We start from the raw sequence: 23,451 nt of genomic DNA, 5'->3' as shown, positions 1-23,451 counted from the left end.
CTACACTTGCATTTGATATAAGTCAACGAAGCGTTGTTTTTATGCTTATCGGTTGTTGTTGGTGCTGTTAGGTTGCTGTTAATACGGTTAGGATGAGCGCCTGTCCGATATCCTCGGGGCGTGCAAATATCCATCCTGACTGGCTGAGCTAACACTGAAGTTGACGTAGATGGATGGTGTATTCCGAAGATTATTTCGTATACCGGTTACAGCAAAATAGCGTAACCGTCGTACGCCCTGTTTTCGATTTGTTGGCAAATTTTAGGTAGCGAAACATGCAGACCCCGCACATTCTTATCGTTGAAGACGAACTGGTCACGCGTAACACCCTCAAAAGTATTTTTGAGGCAGAAGGTTACGTGGTCTATGAAGCCACCGACGGCGCCGAGATGCATCAGGTTTTGACGGAAAATGACGTCAATCTGGTGATTATGGATATTAACCTGCCAGGTAAAAACGGTTTGCTGTTAGCACGCGAACTGCGTGAACAAGCAAACGTTGCGCTGATGTTCCTGACAGGTCGTGATAATGAAGTGGATAAAATTCTCGGTCTGGAAATTGGTGCCGATGATTACATCACCAAACCCTTCAACCCGCGTGAGTTGACGATTCGTGCACGCAATTTGCTGTCGCGCACCATGAATCTGGCCATGCCGAGTGAAGAGCGCCGCCAGGTTGAAAGCTATCGCTTTAACGGCTGGGAGTTGGATATTAACAGCCGTTCACTGATCAGCCCGAACGGCGATCAGTACAAGCTGCCGCGCAGTGAATTCCGCGCCATGCTGCACTTCTGCGAGAATCCAGGCAAAATTCAAACGCGTGGCGATTTGCTGAAGAAGATGACCGGTCGCGAGTTGAAACCGCATGACCGCACCGTGGATGTCACCATCCGCCGCATCCGTAAGCATTTTGAATCCACGCCAGACACGCCAGAAATCATCGCCACTATTCACGGCGAAGGTTACCGCTTCTGCGGCGAACTGCAGGATTAAGAGTTAAAAGAAAAAACGCCCGTCAGGGCGTTTTTTTATGCCTGTATTAATGCCACGGCATAATCGGCACGGCACTCAGCGCATTCTTCGGCGAGCCGTCGACCACCTTATCGGAGTAGCTTAAATACACCAGCGCATGACGTTTCTGGTCAAAGAAACGTACCACCTGCAACTTCTTAAACACCAGCGATGTACGTTTTTTGAATACCACTTCACCCTGCGCCTTGCCTTGTGCGATTTTCTCGCTAAGCTCTACCGGTCCCACCTGTTGACAGGAGATGGCCGAGTCGGACGTGTCTTCCGCTAAACCTAGTCCCCCTTTAATTCCGCCGGTTTTTGCCCGGCTGATATAACAGGTTACATTTTTTACATCGGGATCATCGAAGGCTTCGACCACGATTTTATGGTCGGGGCCAAATATCTTGAACACCGTGTCAACTGAGCCGATTTCTTCGGCCTGAACGCCAGCGCTGAACACATAAGTTGCCAGCGTGATTATAAGAATACGAGCTATTGTCATTGAGTTACCATTGCCAATCGAATAGATGAGACTGTAATGTACTGTCAATCGAACCGAGAACCAAACCTAAACGGGTTTTAACCCGCATTGATTTAGCACACTCGATTAGCAAACCGCCCCCACGCTTTTGTGCATTTCGTGCTATTATTCGACGACTTCATAGTTGCGCCACCAGAGAGTTATGAGGATGTTTTATGGACCAAGCCGGTATCATTCGCGATTTGCTTGTCTGGCTGGAGAGCCATCTGGATCAACCGCTTTCATTAGATAACGTTGCGCAGAAAGCAGGCTATTCCAAATGGCATCTGCAGCGGATGTTCAAGGAAGTAACCAGCCACGCCATTGGCGCGTATATTCGCGCGCGTAGGCTGTCGAAAGCCGCGGTGGCGCTACGCCTGACCAGTCGGCCAATCCTCGACATCGCTCTTCAATATCGCTTCGATTCACAGCAAACGTTTACCCGTGCGTTCAAAAAGCAGTTCAATCAAACGCCCGCCTGGTATCGTCGCTCATCGGAGTGGAACTCGTTTGGCATTCGCCCGCCGATTCGTCTCGACGATAACAGCATCCCGGAAGCCCAATTTGTCACGCTGCCGGAAACGGTGCTGGTCGGTCAAACGCAGAGCTACTCTTGCACGCTGGAACAGATTTCCACCTACCGCGATGAGATGCGCATGCATTTCTGGAAGCAGTTCCTGCTGGAAACCGACACGGTGCCGCCGGTGCTGTATGGCCTGCATCAGGTACGTGCCAGCCATGAAAAGGATGATGAGCAAGAGATTCTCTACACCACTGCAGTGCCCGCCGATCAGCTGGCAAAAAGCATGCAGTCGAATCAGAGCGTGGTGTTGGAAGCCGGGGATTACGTGCAGTTTACCTACAACGGTGCGCGTAGCGCCTTGGGTGAATTCATCCTGTTGCTGTACGGAACCTGCATGCCAACGCTCGGTTTAGTGCGTCGTCAGGGGCAAGACATCGAGCGCTTCTTCACGCACGGTGGCAAGAAGCGCAGCGAGCCGCCAACGGAAATCCGCTGCGAATACCTGATTCCAATTCGTCCGCAAAATAATTAGTCATATCAGTAGGGTCGCCATTCCTGGCGACCACACTTTCAGCGCTGCAACTCATCCAGCGCGGGCGCATCCAGATGCGAGACATCGCCCGCCGTCTCCACCACCCAACCGGCCGCCAGCCATGCGCTCTGCTGATGATCCACGCGAGAGATCGAGCAGTTGCGCAGACGCAAACGCCGTTCCGCATGCGCAGGCAAGCCGAGAATAGTGCTGACCAGCACGCCGAGCGCCATACCGTGGCTGACAATCAGCGGACGGCTGCCAGCAGGCAATTCCAGCAGCGCATTCAGCGCTTCATGCATACGCGCCGCCATCTCCGCCATTGATTCGCCACCCGGGATACGTCCCGCCGTGGTGCCATCCACCAGCGTTTTGCGCCAGTTTTCCTCTTCTTCCGTTAAACCATCGAGTGGACGTTGTTCCAGGCAGCCCATGTTGAGCTCACGCAGACGCGCATCGAGCGTAACGGTGCAGCCACACGCGTCGGCAATAATTTCTGCCGTGTGACGTGTACGCCCTAAATCGCTGGCAATCACGTGGGTAATGCCCAGCGATTTCACACGCTCGCCCACTTGATGCGCCTGCTGCTCACCTTTTTCCGTTAACGGGCTGTCAGACTGCCCCTGAATGCGTCGAGCCGCATTCCATACCGTTTCACCGTGACGAACAAGATAGACCTGTAGCATGCTTAATTTCCGTTATACTGCGACAAATTTGCCTCGAGGGTTCAACCAATTATGTACCACGTTGTCGCAGCCACCATCAACCCGGCAAAAATTCGCGCGATTGCTCAGGCGTTCAACGACGTTTTCGGCGAAGGATCCTGCCACATTGAAGGGGTTGAGGTCGAGAGCGGCGTTGCAGCCCAGCCACTCAGTGATGCCGAAACGCGAACTGGCGCACGTCAACGCGTGACAAACGCCCGTCAGGAACGTCCGCAGGCCGATTATTGGGTGGCGATTGAAGCGGGCATTGAAGGCGATTGCGCCTTTGCATGGATGGTGATTGAAAACGCGCAGCAGCGCGGGGAATCGCGTTCGGCCAGCTTTACGCTGCCACCGATTGTTGTGGCTGGCTTAGCGGCCGGGCATGAATTGGGTGATGAGATGGCACGCTTAACCGGCGTGGAGAATATCAAACACAAAGGTGGCGCGATCGGTGCCTTTACGCACGGCCTGCTGAGCCGCTCCAGCGTCTATCATCAGGCGTTAATTTTGGCGCTATGTCCGTTCACGCATCCGCTGTACAGCCAGCGTTAATCGCGGCCGAGACGCGCTTCCAGCCAGCGTTTTAGCTCTGGCGGCGCTTCTTTCAGACTATTGGAGCCGCGCGTAATGGTGGCGATGCCGACGCCCAACTCATTCTTCAGTTCACGCTGACTCAAATCGCCGTTCATCAACTCTTCAATAATGCGCAAACGCGTACCAAAGGATTCACGTTCATCCGGCGTCATCATCAGGTGTAACAACGGCAGCGCCACGCCATCGGCAAAGGCGTTTTGCATCAGTTCGATAAAACGCAGCCAGTTATCTTCAACAGGCTGAGCCGATTCCGGCTGGGAAGAAAGGGGTGGGCTCATGAAGGGCTTCCGTACTCATTAACGAGTACGGAAGCATAGCACAGTCAATACTGGCGATTCCACTCACTGTCGGCGAGAATCTTGTCCGGTTTGCCCATGAAGTAACGGTAATAGGCATCGTAGGCCAGCACGTTTTTCACGTAGCCACGCGTTTCTGAGAACGGAATGGTCTCGATAAACGCCACGGCATCCAGATTGCCCCCACTGGTTTTCTGCCAGCTGCGCACGCGTCCCGGGCCCGCGTTATAAGCAGCCGAGGCGAAGATGCGGTTCTGCCCAAACTGCTGATAGACATACTCCAGATACTGCGTACCGATCTGAATATTGGTCTGCGGATCCAGTAGCTGGCTGCTGTTTACATAGCCGGGAATGTTATACATCTTCACGGTATGCGTGGCCGTGCCGGGCATCACCTGCATCAATCCGCTGGCGCCCACCGGAGAACGCGCTTTTGGGTTCCACGCGCTCTCCTGACGCGAAATCGCCATCGCGTAACTCGGTGGAAGGCCTTTATCGCTGGTGTATTGCTGATAAAGATTTTGCCACGCCAGCGGGAAGCGCTCTTTCAGGCTATCCCACATTTTCGCGGTGATAGTGGCCTGCACGCTGAGATCCCACCAATCCTGCTCGTTGGCGTAACGCGCCAACATCTGCTGCTGCGCATGGGTTTTGCTGGCGATCAGATTGGCCCATTCGCTGCGCGCCAGGTTATCCAATCCCCAATACATCAGCTCGCGCACGCGCGCCATCTCGGCACCCTGCACCACGCTGTTGTCCGCTGCCGGTGCCTTATCGACCTGCAACGGATACTCGACGCCCAGACGCTGCGCCGCCACCATCGGATAGAAGCCGCGCGCCTGCATCAGCTTACGCAGAATATCGTTAGCCTCCTCTTTACGACCTTGCGAAATCAGCAAATCCGCCTGCCAGTATTGCCACTCATCTTTCTCTTTAGCTTCCACTGGCAAACGTGCGATCCAGGTATTCAGACCACGACGATCGTTCTGGCTCAGCGCCAGACGTACGCGACGCTCCACCAGCGCGGTAGATTCGCTGTTCATCACCACCGCATCACGCCAGCGCGCCTGCTCGCTGGTGAGATCCGCGCCCATCATGCGCCACACCACGGTCTCTTTCAGATCCTGCTCATCGGCCTGGCTCATCTTCTGCGCCTGCACCAGCTGCGGAATCATCATGCGCGCATTGTCCATATCCTCACGCGCCACGCGGGCGAAAGCGTAGCTGGTCGCCATGCGGGTGAAATCGGTGGGGCCCATGCTGCTGGCAAAGGTGGTGACGGTTTGCGGATTCTGCTGCAGCGCAATCAGCGCGCTGGCGGTGGTTTGATAATCCGCCGGCAGCATTTTCGCCAGATAGTTTACCAGGCTGTCATTGCCGGCTTTCATCGCCAGACGGATGCGCTCCAGAATGGTGATCGGCGAAAGTTGCCCGCTGGCTTGCCATACCGAGAACAGCTTGTCGCAGTCATTTGGCAATGCGGTGCCGCGCAGCCAAATCTCTTTCGCCCCGGCAAACGCCGCTTGCTGTTGGCCGGTCGCCCACTTGGCGTAATACCAGTTACAGCGCGCCTGCACCGGTTTCGGCTCATCGGGGCTGAAGCTGAGCACGCCCTGCCAGTCCTGACGATTGGCCAGCACATTCACAAAGCGCGTTGAGAGCGAGCGCGCCGGTGGCAGCGTGGGATATTGTTGAATAAAGTTTTTCACCGCCAGCGGCGTCTCTTGATCGAGATCCTGCGCCAGCAGCCGGTATTGCAGATACGGATAGAGCGGATAATCCTGCAGCGTTGGCATCAGCTGCGTCACCTGGTCCATCTGTTTGTTATCCCAGGCCTGCTTGATTTGCGCATAGCGCTCTCGCTGCTGATCCAGTGAATCGGCCCATGCGCTGCTGGCCGTGCTGACCAGACAGATCCCTAGCATCCAGTAACGCCACTTCTCCATTACGCTCTCCTCTCAGTGCTGCGATCCAGCTCATGCCAGACTTCCTTCATGCTAACCAGGCCAACCGCCTCTTGCCATGTTCTTCACAAAATTTACGCTCGCGCACCGCCATTGCGCACGGTTTGCGCCGTCGCTGTGCAATTTATCATCAGAAAAACGTATCACACATCAATTAACTACGCGCTTTCATCGAGTTACAAAAATGGCACGCGCTTTGCTCTGTTGAATTCCATCTTGTATACCAGTTGGAATTCACCCATGGCATCGACCTTTGGCTTTACGCTCCAGGATTGGCAACGCAGTTACCAACAGGATCCACAGCACATTAGCGCGCTGCTGGCGGCACATCTCGACGCAATCGATCCGCAGGATAACGCCTGGCTCTACCTCGCCACGCCCGCGCAGCTGCAGGCACAAATTGAACCGCTGCTGGCGAGCTACCAGCGTAATCCCGCCGCGCTGCCGCTATTCGGCGTACCGTTTGCAGTGAAAGACAATATTGATGTCGCCGGTTGGCCGACCAGCGCCGCCTGCCCGGCCTTCACCTACACCGCCGCCGCCGATGCATTTGTCGTTGCACAGCTCAAAGCCGCGGGCGCCGTAGTGATTGGCAAAACTAATCTCGACCAATACGCCACCGGTTTAGTCGGCACCCGTTCGCCGTTTGGTGCGGTGAGCAACACCTTCAATCCAGATTACGTCAGCGGCGGCTCCAGCTCCGGTTCCGCATCGGTGCTGGCGCGCGGCCTGGTCGGCTTCTCGCTCGGCACCGACACCGCCGGTTCCGGCCGTGTACCGGCCGGTTTCAACAATATCGTCGGCCTCAAACCGACCAAAGGCTGGTTCTCCGCCAGCGGCGTGGTGCCGGCTTGCCGCCTGAACGACACCATCTCCGTGTTCGCATTAACGGTGGAAGATGCCTTTGCCGTGGCCTCGGCCGCAGGCGGTTATGATGCCGGCGATGCCTATTCGCGCAGCAATCCGCATACCGCGCCCGCCAGTTTCAAAGCGCAGCCCGATTTCGCCATTCCCGCTACGCCCGAATTCTTCGGCGACCAGCAGGCCGAAGCCGCATGGCTGGCCGCGCTGGCGCAGTTACAAGCGGGCGGCGCGACGCTGCATCCCATCGATTTCTCCGTGTTCCACCAGCTGGCCGAGCAGCTCTATTACGGCCCGTGGGTCGCCGAGCGCACCGTGGCGGTGGGCGAGATGATCAATCGCCCGCAAGAGATGGATCCGGTGGTGTTTGGCATTGTCAGCAGCGGCCTGAAATATACGGCGGTGGAAGCCTATCAGGCGGAATACCTGCGCGCCGAACTGACGCGCCAGATCCAGCAAACGCTGGCGCAGTTCGATGCGCTAGTGGTGCCGACTTCGCCCACCATCCACACGCTGGCAGAAATGCAGCAGGAGCCGGTGCACTACAACTCGCAGTTCGGCACCTACACCAACTTCACTAACCTTGCCGATCTCAGCGCGCTGGCGCTGCCAGCCTCATTCCGCGCCGATGGTTTACCGGCGGGCATCACGCTGATTGCGCCCGCCTGGCAGGATCGTGCGCTGGCCGGTTTCGGTATCCGCTGGCAGCAGCAGATGGCGCTGCCGCTCGGCGCCACTGGCAAAGCCCAGCCTGTTGAATCGGTAACGTTGCCGGTTTCTGCCGATCACGTGCGCGTGGCGGTGGTGGGCGCACATCTCACCGGCATGCCGCTTAACTTCCAGCTCACCACGCGTCAGGCGGTGCTGGTGGAAGAGACACAAACCGCCAGCAACTATCGCCTGTTTGCCCTGCTCGATGGCCCGATCAAAAAACCCGGCCTGCTGCGCGGCGAGAGCGGTGCGGCGATCACCGTTGAGCTGTGGGATATCCCGCTGGCGCGCTTTGGCGAGTTCGTGGCGGAAATCCCCGCCCCGCTCGGCATTGGCTCGTTAACACTGGCCGATGGACGCAGCGTTAAAGGCTTTATCTGTGAACCGGCGGTGCTGTCGCAGGCGCTGGAAATTACCGAATTTGGCGGCTGGCGCAACTGGCTGGCTTCTCAGGGGAGTAAATAAGCATGTTCAGCACCGTTCTGATTGCTAACCGCGGCGAAATTGCCTGCCGTGCCATCCGCACCTTAAAACGCCTCGGCGTGAAAAGCGTTGCCGTCTATTCCGATGCCGATCGCAATGCGCGCCACGTCAAAGAAGCCGATGTGGCCATCGCTCTCGGCGGCGACAAAGCCAGCGACAGCTATTTACGCATCGATAAAATACTCGCCGCCGCGCAGGAAACCGGTGCCGAAGCCATCTGGCCGGGCTACGGTTTTCTTTCAGAAAGCCTGCCGTTTGCCGATGCCTGTGAAAAAGCCGGTATCGCCTTTGTCGGCCCGACCGCGCAGCAGATTGGCGAGTTTGGCCTGAAACACCGCGCGCGTGAGTTAGCTGCCAGCGCGGGCGTGCCGATGACGCCGGGCACGCCGCTGTTGAATTCGCTGGATGACGCGCTGAGCGCCGCCGACACCATCGGTTATCCGGTGATGCTGAAAAGCACCGCGGGCGGCGGTGGCATTGGCCTGACGCGCTGTGCCGATGCCGATGCGCTGCGCAATGCGTGGGAGAGCGTGCGTCGTCTTGGCGAGCAGTTCTTTAGCGATGCGGGCGTGTTTTTAGAGCGCTGTATCGACCGCGCGCGCCACGTTGAAGTGCAGATTTTTGGCGACGGCAGCGGCAAAGTGATCGCCCTCGGCGAACGCGACTGCTCGCTGCAACGTCGCAACCAGAAAGTGGTGGAAGAAACCCCGGCACCGAATCTGCCGCAGGCGACGCGTGAAGCGCTGCTCTCTTCGGCGGTGCGCCTCGGCGAATTGGTGAATTATCGCAGCGCCGGTACGGTGGAATACATCTACGATGCCGAGCAGGATGCGTTCTACTTCCTCGAAGTGAACACCCGCCTTCAAGTGGAACATCCGGTCACCGAATGCGTCACCGGCCTCGATCTGGTGGAATGCATGCTGAAAGTCGCCGCGGGCGATGCCATCGACTGGGCGCGGCTGCAACAAGCCCCACAGGGCGCGTCAATCGAAGTGCGCATTTACGCGGAAGATCCGCTGAAAAACTTCCAGCCCAGCCCCGGCGTGCTGACCCACGTTGGCTTCCCGGACGATGTGCGCGTTGATGGTTGGATCGACACCGGCACCGAAGTCTCGGCGTTTTACGATCCGATGGTCGCCAAATTGATCGTGCATGCTGAAACGCGCGAAGCGGCGCTGGCGAAGATGCAGCAGGCGCTCGACGCCACGCAGCTGCACGGCATCGCCAGCAACCTCGACTATCTGCGCCAGATCGTCGCCACCGAGGCGTTCCGCAGCGGCAAGGTGTGGACGCGCTTCCTCGACAGCTTCACCCCCTCCGCCAGCGTGATTGAAGTGCTGCAACCCGGCACCTTCAGCAGCATTCAGGATTTCCCGGGCCGCCTCGGCTACTGGGATATCGGCGTGCCGCCGTCCGGCCCGATGGACGATTTCGCCTTCCGCCTGGCGAACCGCATTGTCGGCAACCACGACAGCGCTGCGGGCCTCGAATTTACCCTGCAAGGCCCGACGCTGCGCTTCCACAGCGAGGCGGTAATTGCCTTAACCGGTGCGGATTGCCCGGCCACTCTCGATGGCGACAGCATCGCCTACTGGCAACCTATCAGCGTCAAAGCGGGACAAACCCTGACATTAGGCCGCGCACAACACGGTTGCCGCACCTATTTAGCGGTGCGCAACGGCTTCGACGTGCCGGAATATCTCGGCAGCCGCTCCACTTTCTCGCTCGGCCAGTTTGGCGGCCACGCCGGACGCACCTTGCGCGTTGCCGATATGCTGCCGATCTCCCAGCCGCAGCTGGCGGCCTGCACCACGCCCGCGCCGGTCAGCGCACCGCAGCCGCTCGATCATGCACTGGTGCCACACTACGGCAGCGAATGGCGCATTGGCGTGCTGTACGGACCGCACGGCGCACCGGATTTCTTTACTCAGGCGGCGATTGATGAGTTCTTTGCCAGCGACTGGCAGGTGCACTACAACTCCAACCGCCTCGGCGTGCGCCTGGTTGGCCCGAAACCGACGTGGACGCGCGCCAACGGCGGCGAAGCCGGCCTGCACCCCTCTAACGTGCATGACTGCGAATATGCCATCGGCGCGGTGAACTTCACCGGCGACTTCCCGGTGATTCTGACGCACGACGGCCCCAGCCTCGGCGGCTTCGTCTGTCCGGTGACCATCGCTAAAGCCGAGCTGTGGAAAGTGGGCCAGGTGAAACCAGGTGATAAAATTCGCTTCCACCCGATCAGCGCCGACGAAGCGGTGGCGCTGGAAAAAGCCCAGGCGCACAGCGTAGCTACCCTGCGCAGCGCGCACGCACCCGCCTTTGCGGTGCCCTCTTTAGCGGCCAGCGCTATCGGTTCCGCGACTCTGCTGGCGGCGTTACCGGCCACGGCCACCACGCCCGCGGCGGTCTATCGTCAGGCGGGCGACAAATATGTGCTGATTGAGTACGGCGACAACGTGCTGGATCTGGCGCTGCGTCTGCGCGTGCATCTGCTGATGAATGCGCTGCGTGAACGCGCGGTGCCGGGCGTGGAAGAGCTGTCGCCTGGCGTGCGCTCATTGCAGGTGCGCTACGACAGCCTGATCCTCAGCCAGAAACAGCTAATGCAGCTGCTGCTGGAGCTGGAAAGCGGATTGGGCGATGTCAGCCAGCTGAAAGTGCCGTCACGCATTGTCTGGCTACCGATGGCATTCGAAGACAGCGCCACGCTCGGCGCAGTCGAACGCTACAAAGAAACCGTGCGTGCCAGCGCGCCGTGGCTGCCGAACAACGTTGATTTTATTCAGCGTATTAATGGTTTAGCCAGCCGCGAAGCGGTGCGCGACACGATCTTTGACGCCAGCTACCTGATTCTCGGTCTCGGCGATGTCTATCTCGGCGCGCCGTGCGCGGTGCCGATCGATCCGCGCCATCGCCTGCTCAGTTCCAAATACAGCCCGGCGCGCACCTTCACCGCCGAAGGCACCGTCGGCATTGGCGGCATGTACATGTGCATCTACGGCATGGATTCCCCGGGCGGCTATCAGCTGGTGGGCCGCACCCTGCCGATCTGGAACAAGTTCCTCAAAAACCCGCAGTTCGCCGCCGACGAGCCGTGGCTGCTGCACTTCTTCGATCAGGTGCGCTTCTACCCGGTAACGGAAGATGAACTGACGCAGCTGCGCGATGACTTCCGCGAAGGCCGCGCTACGGTGCGCATCGAAGAAACGGTATTCGACTTCGCCGCTCATCACCAGTTCCTGGCGGAAAATGCCGCGTCGATCAGCGATTTCCGTCAGCGCCAGTCCACCGCCTTCGAACAGGAAGTGACGCTGTGGGCGCAGGAAGAGCAGAACGCGCCACTCACCAGTGAAGAGACGCTGGTGGTGGCGGAAGCCGACGACGATGCGCTGGCGGTGTGCGCCGATATGAACGGCAACATCTGGAAAGTGCTGGTACAGCCGGGCGACGTGGTGGAAGCCGGTCAAACGCTGATCATCGTGGAAGCGATGAAGATGGAACTGGCGATTGTCGCGCCACAGGCCGGCAAAGTGAAACGCATTGCCTGCCAGGCGGGACGTTCGGTGAGTCCGGGCGATGCCCTGCTGTGGCTGGAATAAGGAGTTGGCATGAACACGAGCCCGCGTAGCAAAGGCCGTCCTGAAGCGCTGGCCGAAAAGGTTTATCAGGCGTTGAAGCAGGACATTTTCGAGTTCCGCCTGATGCCGGGCGACCGCTTCAGCGAAAACGAAATCGCCGATCGGCTGGACGTCAGCCGCACGCCGGTGCGTCAGGCGCTGTTCTGGCTGGAGCGCGAGGGCTACGTCGAAGTGTGGTTCCGCAGTGGCTGGCAGGTGAAGCCGTTCGACTTCGAATATTTCGAAGAGCTGTACGACTTCCGCACCGTGCTGGAGTGCGAAGCGGTGCGCCGCCTGTGCGCGCTGCCCGCACCACAATGCATCGACATGCTTACCGCGCTGAAAAGCTTCTGGATTGATGCGCCGCCGCAGGCCGATGGCAAAGCGGTCTCCGCGCAGGATGAAGCCTTTCACATGGCGCTGGTGGCCGCTGCGGGCAATCAGGAGATGGCGCGCATTCACGCCGAATTGACCGAAAAGATTCGCATCATTCGTCGTCTCGATTTCACCCGTGACGACCGAATGGAGGCGACATACCGCGAACACGCCCAGATTTTACGGGCGATTTTCCAGCAACAGACCGAGGAGGCGCAGCGCATTTTAACCGACCACATCGCCGTCAGTAAGGCTGAGGTCAGAAAGATCACATTGCATATGTTACAGCAGGCTCGACTTCAACCCATTGAATAACAACACAAACACAGTTAGGGGTTTACTGATGAAAAGACGTTCGTTGCTCAAGGCTTTTGCGCTCTCTGCCTCTGTCGCCAGCATGGGCTTTGCCTTCGCGGCACAGGCTGCTGACACCATCAAGGTGGGCATTATGTCCTCGCTTTCCGGCACCATGGCGATCTCCGAAACGCCGCTGAAGGACGTGGCGCTGATGACCATCGATGAGATCAACGCCAAAGGCGGCGTGCTCGGCAAAAAACTGGAACCGGTGGTGGTGGATCCCGCGTCTAACTGGCCGCTGTTTGCCGAAAAAGCGCGTCAGCTGCTGACGCAGGATAAAGTGGCAGCGGTGTTCGGTTGCTGGACCTCGGTATCGCGCAAATCGGTGCTGCCGGTGTTTGAGGAGCTGAACGGCCTGCTGTTCTATCCGGTGCAGTATGAAGGCGAAGAGATGTCGCCGAACGTGTTTTATACCGGTGCCGCGCCGAACCAACAGGCGATTCCGGCAGTGGAATACCTGATGAGTGAAGATGGCGGCAGCGCTAAACGCTTCTTCCTGCTGGGCACCGACTACGTCTATCCGCGTACCACCAACAAGATCCTGCGCGCCTTCCTGCACACTAAAGGCGTGCAGGATAAAGACATCGAAGAGGTCTATACGCCGTTTGGCTACAGTGATTACCAGACCATTGTCTCCAACATTAAGAAGTTCTCTGCCGGGGGTAAAACCGCGGTGATCTCCACCATTAACGGCGACTCCAACGTACCGTTCTACAAAGAGCTGGCGAACCAGGGCATTAAAGCCACCGATATTCCGGTCATCGCCTTCTCGGTCGGCGAGGAAGAGTTGCGCGGCATCGACACTAAACCGCTGGTCGGTCAGTTAGCGGCGTGGAACTACTTCGAGTCAGTGGATAACCCCACCAACGCGCAGTTTGTGAAGGATTACCGCGCCTATGCCAAGGCACACAATCTGCCGAACGCCAATACCGTGGTGACTAACGATCCGATGGAAGCCACCTACGTGGGCCTGCATATGTGGGCGCAGGCAGTTGAGAAAGCCGGCACCACCGATGTAGACAAAGTGCGTGCCGCGATGGCGGGCCAGACCTTCAAAGCGCCGGACGGTTTCACCCTGACCATGGATAAAACCAACCATCATCTGCACAAGCCAGTAATGATTGGCGAAGTGGAAGAGAACGGCCAGTTCAACGTGGTGTGGCAAACCGAGCAACCGGTGCGCGCCCAGCCGTGGAGCCCGTACATCGCGGGTAACGACAAGAAGCCCGATCATCCGGTGAAATCAACGCAGTAAGCGATAGCGGTCGCCATAAATGGCGCCCCTACATTAACCGTGCAGTAGGGTCGCCATTAATGGCGACCTCAATCTCCATCAGGGCCAGAACCATGACAATTCGCCGTTATCTCTGCTGTCTGCTGTTACTGCTGCCCTGGCTCGCCCAGGCGGGCGATGGCGCAGACTTCGCAGCCGCCAGCCGCACCCAACAAGCCACGCTGCTGCAACAGTGGGCCACCGCGCCGCAGGCCAGCCGCTTGCCGCTGCTCGCCGCGTTGCGCAATGAAACTGTGGTCATCGACCAAAAACAACAGCCGTTCAGCAAACAGGGCGAGACATTGCAGCCGCTCGACAGCGCGCAACAGCCCAGCGGCGCGACTAAAAAGCTGTTTATGAATAACCGGCTGCGCGTATTGATCGCCAGCGCCCTCGCCGCCCACCAGCTGGTGAGTGAGGATCCGGCGATCCGCTTACGCGCGGCGCAACAGCTGCAAAACGACGGCGTCGCCGACCTGCTGCCATTGATTGAGCAGCGCCTCGCCAGCGAGAAAGACACGCAGGTACACGCGGTGCTGCTGATGGCAGCAGCCAACCTGCAACTCGCCAGCCCGGATGCGGCGCTGCGCCTTAAAGCCGTCAAACTGCTCGGTGAATCCAGCGATCCCAATATGCAGGCCAGCCTCAACCGCTTAACCCAGGCGAGTAATGAACCCGATGCCAACGTACGTGACGCCGCCACCGCCAGCCTAAAACAGATTAAACAGCGCCTGATGTGGGGCGATCTGCTCGGCCAGGCGTTTACCGGTTTGTCGCTGGGATCGATTTTGCTGCTGGCGGCACTCGGTTTGGCGATCACCTACGGGCTGCTGGGCGTGATCAATATGGCGCACGGCGAAATGCTGATGCTCGGCGCTTACGCCACCTGGTTTGTACAAAGTCTGTTTCAACAGTTTGCGCCGCAGTGGCTGGCCTGGTATCCGCTGCTGGCGCTGCCGGTGGCGTTTCTGGTCACCGCCTGCATGGGCATGCTGCTGGAGCGCACCATCATTCGCCATCTGTACGGACGCCCACTGGAAACGCTGCTCGCGACATGGGGCATCAGCCTGATGCTGATTCAGCTGGTACGCATGCTATTTGGCGCGCAGAACCTGGAAGTGGCTAACCCAAGCTGGCTCTCCGGCGGGCTGCAGCTGCTGCCAAATCTGGTGCTGCCGTACAACCGCATTGCGGTGATTCTGTTCGTGTTTGCCGTGCTGGGGCTGACCTGGCTGCTGCTGAATAAAACCCGCCTCGGCCTCAGCGTACGCGCAGTCACGCAAAACCGTGCGATGGCTGACTGCTGCGGCGTACCGACCGGACGCATCGATATGCTGGCGTTTGGCCTTGGTTCGGGCATCGCCGGACTCGGCGGCGTGGCGTTATCACAGCTCGGCAACGTTGGGCCGGAACTCGGCCAGGGCTACATCATCGACTCCTTCCTCGTGGTGGTATTGGGCGGCGTCGGCCAACTGGCGGGCACCGTGGTGGCCGCATTCGGCCTCGGCATTCTCAACAAAGTGCTGGAACCGCAGATTGGCGCGGTGCTGGGTAAAATCCTCATCCTCGTGCTGATCGTGCTGTTTATCCAGAAACGTCCGCAGGGCCTGTTTGCCTTCAAAGGGAGGGTGATTGACTGATGAGCCAGCCAATGACGTTAACCATGGCGCGCAAAGCGCCGCGCCTGACCCTCAGCCTTGGCGTGGTGATCACCGTGCTGCTGCTGGCGCTGCCGTTCTGCGCCCTGCTGCCCGCCACGCATCCGCTGGCGATCTCCACCTACACGCTGACGCTGGTTGGCAAAATTCTCTGTTATGCCGTGGTCGCGGTGGCGCTCGATCTGGTGTGGGGTTACGCCGGTTTGCTGTCGCTCGGTCACGGTTTGTTCTTCGCGCTCGGCGGCTATGCCATGGGCATGTATCTGATGCGCCAGGCATCTGGCGACGGCTTGCCGGCGTTTATGTCCTTCCTTTCGTGGAGCGAACTGCCGTGGTTCTGGGCCGGCACGCAGCATTTTGCCTGGGCGCTGTGCCTGATCATGCTGGTGCCGGGTGTGCTGGCCTTGGTGTTTGGCTTCTTCGCCTTCCGCTCGAAAATCAAAGGCGTCTACTTCTCAATCATGACGCAGGCGCTGACCTACGCCGGTATGCTGCTGTTTTTCCGCAATGAAACCGGCTTCGGCGGCAACAACGGCTTTACCGGCTTCACCACGCTACTCGGCTTTAATGTCACCGCCACCGGCACGCGCATCGGGCTGTTTGTCGCGACGGTGCTGCTGCTGCTGGTAAGCCTCGGCATTGGCTTCGCGCTGGCACGCAGCAAGTTTGGCCGGGTGCTGACGGCAGTGCGCGATGCGGAAAATCGCCTGATGTTCGTCGGTTACGATCCCAAAGGCTTCAAACTGTTTGTCTGGACGCTCTCGGCGGTGCTGTGCGGACTGGCGGGTGCGCTCTATGTACCGCAGGTCGGCATTATCAACCCGAGTGAAATGTCGCCGACCAACTCGATTGAAGCGGCGATTTGGGTGGCGCTGGGCGGACGCGGCACGCTGATTGGTCCGCTGCTCGGTGCCGCCATCGTCAACGGTGCCAAGAGCTGGTTTACCGTCGCCTTCCCGGAATACTGGCTGTTCTTCCTCGGCCTGATGTTTATCCTGGTCACGCTGTTCCTGCCGCGTGGCGTGATTGGCCTGCTGCGCCGGAGGCGTGATGACTGAACACCTGTTTACCCAACCTCATCCTTCAGATCGCCATCGCCAACAAAGCGATCCGGTGTTGCAGCTGGAGAAGATCAACGTGTCGTTCGATGGCTTCCGCGCGCTAACCGATCTTTCACTGAAGATCGGCGTCGGTGAACTGCGCTGCGTGATCGGCCCCAACGGCGCGGGCAAAACCACGCTGATGGATGTGATCACCGGTAAAACCCGACCGGACAACGGTCAGGTGATCTACGACCAGGATACCGATCTCACTAAAATGTCGCCCGTGGAGATCGCGCGCGCCGGTATTGGCCGCAAATTCCAGAAACCTACGGTATTTGAAGCGCTCACGGTGTTTGAGAATCTGGAAATTGCGCTGAAAAATGACAAATCGGTGTGGGCCAGCCTGCGCGCACGGCTGAACGGCGAGCAGCAGGATCGCATTGATGAGGTACTGAAACTGTTGCGGCTGGGCGGCGAGCGTCAGCGCAAAGCCGGTTTGCTGTCGCACGGTCAGAAGCAGTTTCTGGAAATCGGTATGCTGCTGGTGCAGGACCCGCATCTGCTGCTGCTGGATGAACCGGCGGCGGGCATGACCGATGCCGAAACCGAATACACCGCCGAGCTGTTTCGCAGTCTCGCCGGGAAGCATTCACTGATGGTGGTTGAGCACGACATGGGTTTTGTTGAAACCATTGCCGATCACGTGACCGTGCTGCATCAGGGCCAGGTGCTGGCCGAGGGATCGTTACGCGAAGTGCAAGCGGACGATCGGGTTATCGACGTTTATCTGGGGCGCTAACATGCTGCAAGTGGCGGAACTGAATCAATATTACGGCGGCAGCCACATTTTGCGCGGCCTGTCGTTTGAGGCCAAAGCGGGTGAAATCACCTGCCTGCTGGGACGCAACGGCGTGGGCAAAACCACGCTGCTGAAATGCCTGATGGGGCTGATTCCGGCTAAGTCCGGCGAAATTCGCTGGCAGGATAAAGTGATTAACAGCCGCAAACCGCACCAGCGCGTGCAGGCGGGTATCGCTTATGTGCCGCAAGGGCGCGAAATCTTCCCGCGTTTGACGGTAGAAGAGAATCTGCTGATGGGGCTGGCGCGTTTTTCTGGCACCCAGGCCAAAGCGGTGCCGGAGGAGATCTACCAGCTGTTCCCGGTGCTGCGTGAGATGAAAGCGCGACGCGGCGGCGATCTGTCAGGCGGCCAGCAGCAGCAGCTGGCGATTGGCCGCGCCCTCGCCTGCAAACCAACGTTGTTGATCCTCGATGAACCCACCGAAGGGATCCAGCCCTCGGTGATCAAGGAGATCGGCGCGGTGATCCGCCAGCTGGCGCAGCGCGGCGATATGGCGATCTTGCTGGTGGAGCAGTTTTATGATTTCGCCGCCGAACTGGCCGACAGCTATCTGGTGATGTCACGCGGCGAGATCGTGCAGCGCGGTGCCGGATCCAGCATGGAAGCCGACGGCGTGCGGGGATTGGTGGCGATTTGATTGCGTTGATGAATACAAATGGGCGGCCTAACGGCCGCTTCTAAACATTGCAGTGCTTTATTAAATTTAGCGATTTGAAGGGGTGGGGATCAAACGCGTTTAAATCAGTACAACATTTTAATTACTGTTCAAATTCAAAATCCGCCTTGCCCACTTTATTGCTTACTGCAACGATTTTCCCACTCCATCCGAAAGTGACATTACCATCAGATGCGATATTAATTGAATGGATAGATCCAACGCCTTCAATGAGAGGTTCAAGTGTTTTAAGTTTCTTTAGAATCTGCTGATCATCACCTGTAATCTCACTTGTTAAATAGTAGCGATAAACAACAGGAACGGTGGCTCCCCCAGCATTATATTCTGTCATATAAAGCCATAAAGATTGATTGATTTTTTGACTTCGTTTCAACACATCATTACTGTGTGGATTTTCATTTCCTATGACTAAAAAAATAATAATAACGAGCAAAAGAAGAGTCAGTATAAAGTGAAACCTTTTAATAACCGTGCTGTTTAGCATACTCGATTCCTTCGCGTATATTGCGTTGGTCTGTTGGGTCATCGCCATAGGGAGGAACATGATACCACTTTCCCCAGCGCGGTTTAGATGTGCCAGGTCCTAGCGGAACAAATGCCATACACCCTTCCTGGGTGCGTCATAAAATTAGATATCCATAATGCATAGCCGGTTATTACATTATTTGATCTATATCATTCGCGTATTAAAATCAGGAAAGAAGAGATGGCTTGAACGATGAAATAAAATAGTTAATTAAGACGTTTAAAATGCCAACATCAGTAATACTATTTTTCCTAAAATGACGACCAAAAGACTAATACCGATCAGTTAAGTACTGGAAAAAACATCGCACATACCGTAGCGGCGCAATTTATTGCGCAATATACAGGTCAAATGCGCGCAATAAATTGCGCCGCTACGTTCAGTGCAAATGTTGGCAGCTATACCTATAAAATTCCGGTCTCAACGCTGAAGTGGCGCTGTTCGCCGGGGGCCAGTTCCATCAAGGTGCCGGCGCGCTGTGCTGCTTTGAATCCTTCCGGGCGGCAAGTGGCCGGCAGCACGTAGGCGGCGACCTGCTGATCGCGGTTATGCAGCATCCAGCGCGTAGCGTGCGGGAATTGCTGGCTGGAGAAGCGCGTCATCAGGGCAAAGCCCTGCGGCGCGTGCAACTCAAACTGCATCTCATCGCCATACTGCTGAAGATCATCAGCGAAAAACACGATCTCCGGATCGCACATCTCGGGCTGATCCAACTGCTGAAATGCCTGCGGATCGGCGGCCAGTTTATCGGTGTAAGCGCGCCACTGTGGCGTCGGCTTGACGTGCGCCGGGATCGAGGTGCGCAGTTGAAACGCATCCGTCGGGATCGATTGCTGAAACCGGCCCTGCTCAATCCACGCGCTATTGAGATGGCACATGTACTGCAGCGGCATTGGCGCACCGGCCAGATTGGTGACGTTCATCTCGATATGTAAGCGGGCAGCATTGGCCTCAATGCGTACCGCAGGTGCGGCAAGATAATGATGGCCGAAGCCCTTCACATACTCGGTTTCACCCTCCAGCGACAGGCGATCGTTTTCCAGCACAATCCACGCGCTGTCCATGCGCGCGCAGGCCATTTCGCCGTGCAGCGGATGATCGTCATCGGCCGCCGGACAGCCGTTGGCCAGCAGGCCAGAATGGAAAGCAAAACAACCGTAGGTATCAATGATCGAACTGCCGGGCAGCGGCTGCTTAAAGCTGTGACCCATGGTCAGCGAATGGCCGTCAAAATGGGCGTCCCACACCATCTGACCGTAAAACGGCAATACGATCACCGTGCCGCGTGGGTTGCTGATGCGCACCGCTTCCACGCCCGCTGGGTAGCGAAACAGCTCGACGTGGAACGTCTCATTGCGCAGTAGCGTGCTCGGCGTGGCATGGAACTGTTCACGGCGTAACGGTAAACGGGTTTTCATGGCATCTCCTCGACTAAACGACCGGCCGCTTCAGCCTGCTTTTTATGGCGCAGCTCGCCCCAGAAGAAATAACCCACCCAGGCAAAGCACAGCAGCGACACGCCAAACGCCAGCTGCATCGATCCCACATGATCGGAGACGAAGCCCTGAATCGCTGGAATAAAGGCAGCGCCGACAATCGACATCACGATAAACGCCCCCGCCACTTCGGTGTATTTGTTATCGACGGTGGCGAGCGTACCGGCATAGATCGTCGCCCAGCATGGACCAAATAGCGCGCTGACAAAGATCGCCGCATAGACCGCAGTGAAGTTCGGCACCAACATCACATACGCCAATGCAAGAACACCCAATAGCGAGTAGGCGATCAGCACTTTTTCGGCTCGGAAGCGCGTCATCAGGAAGTTGGCGATAAATTTACCGATAAAGAAGCCGATGAAGCTATAAATCATAAAGTTAGACGCGTGACGTTCATTGCTAGCACCCAGCGTCAGCGCCAGACGAATGGTGAATGACCACACCGCCACCTGCATGCCGACATACAGGAACTGCGCCACAATGCCGCGTTTAAAGTGACGATTGGCAGCCAGATAGCGGAAGGTCTCGCCGAGAGACGGCAGGGATTTTTCACTGCTTTCCGGTTTGCAGCGCGGATAGCGGGTGAACAGGAACAGCAGCATCACCACCACCAGCACCATGACCAGATATTTGTACGGCTCCAGCGTGTGCTCCAGCATGGTAAGGCGGAACGCATGCGCCTGTTCAGCATTCATGCCCGCCAGCTGGCTTTCCAGGCTGTCTCCCTCCTGGAACACCAGATATTTGCCCAGCACGATGCCCATCAACGCGCCCACCGGATAGAACGTCTGGCTGATATTCAGGCGCAGCGTGGCATGATCGCGATGACCAATCATCGAGCTATAGGTATTAGCAGCGGTTTCCAGAAAACTTAACCCAATGGCGATAGCGAAAATCGCTGCCAGGAACATGGTGTAAGTTGCCATGTGCGAAGCGGGATAGAACAGCACACAGCCCACGATATACAGCGCCAGCCCCAGCAAAATCGCCAGTTTGTAACTGGCCTTGCGGATCACCAGCGAAGCCGGAATAGCGATCAGGAAGTAGCCGCCGTAGAACGCGCTTTGCACCAGCGCACTGGCGAAATCGCTCAACGCGAACACGCTTTTAAACTGGGTGATCAGGATATCGTTGAGACTCGCCGCACAGCCCCACAACGGGAACAGGCACGAGAGCAAAATGAACTGAAACAGCGGCGTTTTATTCAAATAGCCATCAGGTTGCTGAACAATGTTCGGTTGCATAACTCGACCTCAGTGAACGTTGAGAAAACGCTGGAAGGTTTCCGCGTCGGGATAGGAGCGCTGCGTGCCGCGACCGGTCACGCTGCAGGCGGCATAGGCAGAGGCTTGCGCCATCGCGGCCGGGATATCGCCGCTTTTCACCAGTTCGTGAGCGAAGCAGCCGATAAAGGCATCGCCCGCACCGCTGGTGTCCACCGCTTTTACTGCTGTCGGTGCAACCTGATGCACCGTGTCGCCTGACATCCACAGCGAACCGCGCCCGCCCAGCGTGATGATCAGGTTTTTCAGCCCGCGCTTAAGCAGCGATTGTCCCGCCAGTTTGACCTCTTCATCGGTGGTGACGGGCATGCCGGTGAGAATCTCCAGTTCGGTTTCATTCGGCATGAAAAAGTCGCATTTGCAGGCGTATTCGATATTGAGATCCGCCACCGCCGGTGCCGGATTGAGGATCACTTTGATGTCATGCTGACGGGCAAAATCAATGGCGTAATAGACGGTTTCCAGCGGGATCTCCAGCTGCAGGATGATCAACTTACATGTCTTCAGCGCCTCGGCGGCGGCATCGATATCCGCCGGTTTCAGCTGCTGGTTGGCGCCCTTGATGATCAGAATGCGGTTCTGCGATTGATCGTCAACGAAGATCGGCGCCACGCCGCTGGAGGTGCCGGACGCGGTGGTGACAAAGCGGGTATCAACGCCCTGCTGTTGCAGATTGGCCACGGTGTTAGGCGCAAACAGATCGTCGCCCACTTTGCTGACCATCATCACACTGCCGCCCATCTTCGCCGCCGCAACGGCCTGATTCGCACCTTTACCGCCACAGCCAATGGCAAAATCGGGTGCTTCCAGCGTTTCGCCCGCTTTAGGTAGCTGATTGGTATAGGTAATGAGGTCCACCATATTTGACCCAATAACCGCAATATCCATTGTTTTCTCCCGGTAAATTCTTAAGGTTATAATGTTATTAAAATCACAATATCAGGTTAATAAAGTTAATTATGTGATAAATTTCACACCTCACAACTGTGAAGAAAAGCAGATAAACAGCCATTCATTTAGAAAAATGAATGTTATTATTCTAACAATGCAACAACATTGAGAGCGTAAGCGGGTGATGCGCGAAGCGCGGGGATTTCGGCAATGCGTGACGTTTGCGGGCCGATCTCATTACAGGTAAGATTGAAAACTGGCCTGCTGGATACGTCGCAAATCATTAAAATATGTGAGATTTATCGTGATTTTTGACCAGGCAACTTCGACCTCAGGATTAATTACGCAGAGATGATCATGGAAACCCGGCGCGACGAACGTATTCACAAGTTGGCTCAGGCGCTGAAACGCACCGATAAACTGCACCTGAAAGACGCGGCGCAGCTGCTGGGCGTGTCGGAGATGACCATCCGCCGCGATCTCACTGAACCCGCTTCAACGGTGGTGCTGCTCGGCGGCTATATCGTCAGCGATCCGAAAAGCCACGCCGGGCACTATTTCATCTCCGACCAGCACGGACAGAACGCGGCACGCAAACAGCGCCTGGCGCAGGCGGCGGCGGATCTGATCGGTGAAAATGACACGGTGTTTTTTGATTGCGGCACCACGCTGCCCTACATCGTTGATGCAATCCCTGACGGCTTGCCGTTCACGGCGATCTGCTGCGCCATGAACACCTTCCTGGCGCTGAAAGAGAAACCGGCCTGCAACGTGATCCTCAGCGGCGGCGAATTCCATGCCGACAACGCGCTGTTCACACCGATTGGTGCCCATTCGATCCTCGATGATCTCTGCCCGACGCTGGCCTTTATTTCGGCAGCAGGCATCGATCAGGAACAAGGGGCGACCTGCTACAACATCAACGAACTGGCGATGAAGCACCACGCGATGCTGCGGGCGCGTCAGCGCGTGCTGGTGGCCGACAGCAGCAAATTTGGCAAAGTGCTGCCGGCGCGTATTGGCGAACTGCGCAGTTTTGACTTGCTGGTGAGCGATAGCGCGCCGGAAGCGGCGCTGAAACACTGGCTGGCGCAACACAATATCCCGCTGCGCCTGCCATAACGTTTTAATATTTCTAGATTAATCACATGTTGGTCGCCATGAATGGCGACCCTACGAATGATGCGCCC

General features: G+C 57.3%; 20 protein-coding genes. 12 read left to right on the top strand and 8 right to left on the bottom strand.

Annotated elements, in window-relative coordinates:
- Positions 1-275: 275 nt before the first annotated feature.
- On the top strand, positions 276-992 hold the full coding sequence (arcA, locus tag AC6I8K_RS03110) for a two-component system response regulator ArcA (protein ID WP_007884933.1): 717 nt from the start codon (positions 276-278) through the stop codon (positions 990-992).
- A gap of 46 nt (positions 993-1,038) precedes the next feature.
- Here the strand turns inward: arcA and creA are convergent, their stop codons facing one another.
- Positions 1,039-1,512: a protein CreA gene (creA, locus tag AC6I8K_RS03105; RefSeq protein ID WP_064737631.1), complete on the bottom strand. Its 474-nt coding sequence runs from the start codon at positions 1,510-1,512 to the stop codon at positions 1,039-1,041.
- Positions 1,513-1,706: 194 nt separating this feature from the next.
- Here creA and robA point away from each other — a divergent pair, with 194 nt between their 5' ends.
- The gene (gene robA / locus AC6I8K_RS03100) at positions 1,707-2,585 is read left to right on the top strand and encodes an MDR efflux pump AcrAB transcriptional activator RobA (RefSeq protein ID WP_483816774.1); all 879 of its coding nucleotides are present in this window, start codon (positions 1,707-1,709) and stop codon (positions 2,583-2,585) included.
- Positions 2,586-2,623: 38 nt separating this feature from the next.
- Here robA and gpmB read toward each other — a convergent pair whose 3' ends face one another.
- The gene (gene gpmB, locus AC6I8K_RS03095) at positions 2,624-3,271 is read right to left on the bottom strand and encodes a 2,3-diphosphoglycerate-dependent phosphoglycerate mutase GpmB (RefSeq protein WP_064737633.1); all 648 of its coding nucleotides are present in this window, start codon (positions 3,269-3,271) and stop codon (positions 2,624-2,626) included.
- Positions 3,272-3,322: 51 nt separating this feature from the next.
- On the opposite strand from gpmB, the gene yjjX reads away from it, so the two are divergent.
- Positions 3,323-3,844: an inosine/xanthosine triphosphatase gene (yjjX, locus tag AC6I8K_RS03090; protein ID WP_064737634.1), complete on the top strand. Its 522-nt coding sequence runs from the start codon at positions 3,323-3,325 to the stop codon at positions 3,842-3,844.
- Here yjjX and trpR read toward each other — a convergent pair.
- On the bottom strand, positions 3,841-4,164 hold the full coding sequence (gene trpR / locus AC6I8K_RS03085; protein WP_064737635.1) for a trp operon repressor: 324 nt from the start codon (positions 4,162-4,164) through the stop codon (positions 3,841-3,843). The genes yjjX and trpR overlap by 4 nt on opposite strands.
- Positions 4,165-4,208: 44 nt before the next feature.
- Positions 4,209-6,128: a murein transglycosylase gene (gene sltY, locus AC6I8K_RS03080; RefSeq protein WP_497826218.1), complete on the bottom strand. Its 1,920-nt coding sequence runs from the start codon at positions 6,126-6,128 to the stop codon at positions 4,209-4,211.
- Positions 6,129-6,386: 258 nt separating this feature from the next.
- Here sltY and atzF point away from each other — a divergent pair, with 258 nt between their 5' ends.
- The 8 genes from atzF (at position 6,387) to urtE (ending at position 18,026) form a co-directional block, all read left to right on the top strand.
- Positions 6,387-8,183, top strand: a complete 1,797-nt coding sequence (gene atzF / locus AC6I8K_RS03075; protein ID WP_497826217.1) for an allophanate hydrolase — start codon at positions 6,387-6,389, stop codon at positions 8,181-8,183.
- 2 nt (positions 8,184-8,185) lie between these two features.
- Positions 8,186-11,803, top strand: coding sequence for an urea carboxylase (gene uca / locus AC6I8K_RS03070; protein ID WP_497826216.1), 3,618 nt, complete (start codon positions 8,186-8,188; stop codon positions 11,801-11,803).
- Positions 11,804-11,812: 9 nt separating this feature from the next.
- Positions 11,813-12,511, top strand: a complete 699-nt coding sequence (locus tag AC6I8K_RS03065; RefSeq protein ID WP_497826215.1) for a GntR family transcriptional regulator — start codon at positions 11,813-11,815, stop codon at positions 12,509-12,511.
- Positions 12,512-12,539: 28 nt separating this feature from the next.
- Complete coding sequence (gene urtA, locus AC6I8K_RS03060; protein WP_277976763.1) at positions 12,540-13,808, top strand: urea ABC transporter substrate-binding protein; 1,269 nt, start codon at positions 12,540-12,542, stop codon at positions 13,806-13,808.
- Between the two features lie 92 nt (positions 13,809-13,900).
- A complete protein-coding gene (gene urtB / locus AC6I8K_RS03055; protein ID WP_497826214.1) occupies positions 13,901-15,466 on the top strand; it encodes an urea ABC transporter permease subunit UrtB in 1,566 nt (521 codons plus the stop codon).
- Positions 15,466-16,542 (top strand): urea ABC transporter permease subunit UrtC, encoded by a 1,077-nt coding sequence (gene urtC, locus AC6I8K_RS03050; protein WP_064737642.1) that lies wholly within the window; start codon positions 15,466-15,468, stop codon positions 16,540-16,542. Before urtB ends, urtC begins: the two co-directional genes overlap by 1 nt.
- Entirely contained in the window at positions 16,535-17,326 is a 792-nt protein-coding gene (urtD, locus tag AC6I8K_RS03045) for an urea ABC transporter ATP-binding protein UrtD (RefSeq protein ID WP_064737643.1), read from the top strand. Before urtC ends, urtD begins: the two co-directional genes overlap by 8 nt.
- 1 nt (position 17,327) lies before the next feature.
- Entirely contained in the window at positions 17,328-18,026 is a 699-nt protein-coding gene (gene urtE, locus AC6I8K_RS03040) for an urea ABC transporter ATP-binding subunit UrtE (protein WP_064737644.1), read from the top strand.
- Between the two features lie 121 nt (positions 18,027-18,147).
- Here the strand turns inward: urtE and AC6I8K_RS03035 are convergent, their stop codons facing one another.
- From AC6I8K_RS03035 to rbsK, 4 genes are all read right to left on the bottom strand, one after another.
- Positions 18,148-18,549 carry a hypothetical protein gene (locus tag AC6I8K_RS03035; protein ID WP_064737645.1) on the bottom strand — a complete coding sequence of 134 codons (402 nt, stop codon included), beginning with the start codon at positions 18,547-18,549 and terminating at the stop codon, positions 18,148-18,150.
- A gap of 446 nt (positions 18,550-18,995) precedes the next feature.
- Positions 18,996-20,009 (bottom strand): aldose 1-epimerase family protein, encoded by a 1,014-nt coding sequence (locus AC6I8K_RS03030; RefSeq protein WP_497826213.1) that lies wholly within the window; start codon positions 20,007-20,009, stop codon positions 18,996-18,998.
- Positions 20,006-21,331, bottom strand: a complete 1,326-nt coding sequence (gene fucP, locus AC6I8K_RS03025; protein WP_483816766.1) for an L-fucose:H+ symporter permease — start codon at positions 21,329-21,331, stop codon at positions 20,006-20,008. Before fucP ends, AC6I8K_RS03030 begins: the two co-directional genes overlap by 4 nt.
- A gap of 9 nt (positions 21,332-21,340) precedes the next feature.
- A complete protein-coding gene (gene rbsK / locus AC6I8K_RS03020) occupies positions 21,341-22,258 on the bottom strand; it encodes a ribokinase (RefSeq protein ID WP_483816765.1) in 918 nt (305 codons plus the stop codon).
- 360 nt (positions 22,259-22,618) lie between these two features.
- Here rbsK and deoR point away from each other — a divergent pair, with 360 nt between their 5' ends.
- Positions 22,619-23,383, top strand: a complete 765-nt coding sequence (gene deoR / locus AC6I8K_RS03015; protein ID WP_483817949.1) for a DNA-binding transcriptional repressor DeoR — start codon at positions 22,619-22,621, stop codon at positions 23,381-23,383.
- Positions 23,384-23,451 lie beyond the last annotated feature (68 nt).

The sequence above is a fragment of the Pantoea sp. X-Soil-ISGK-421 genome, assembly GCF_059730785.1.
This window is presented reverse-complemented; position numbering and strand designations above follow the sequence as displayed.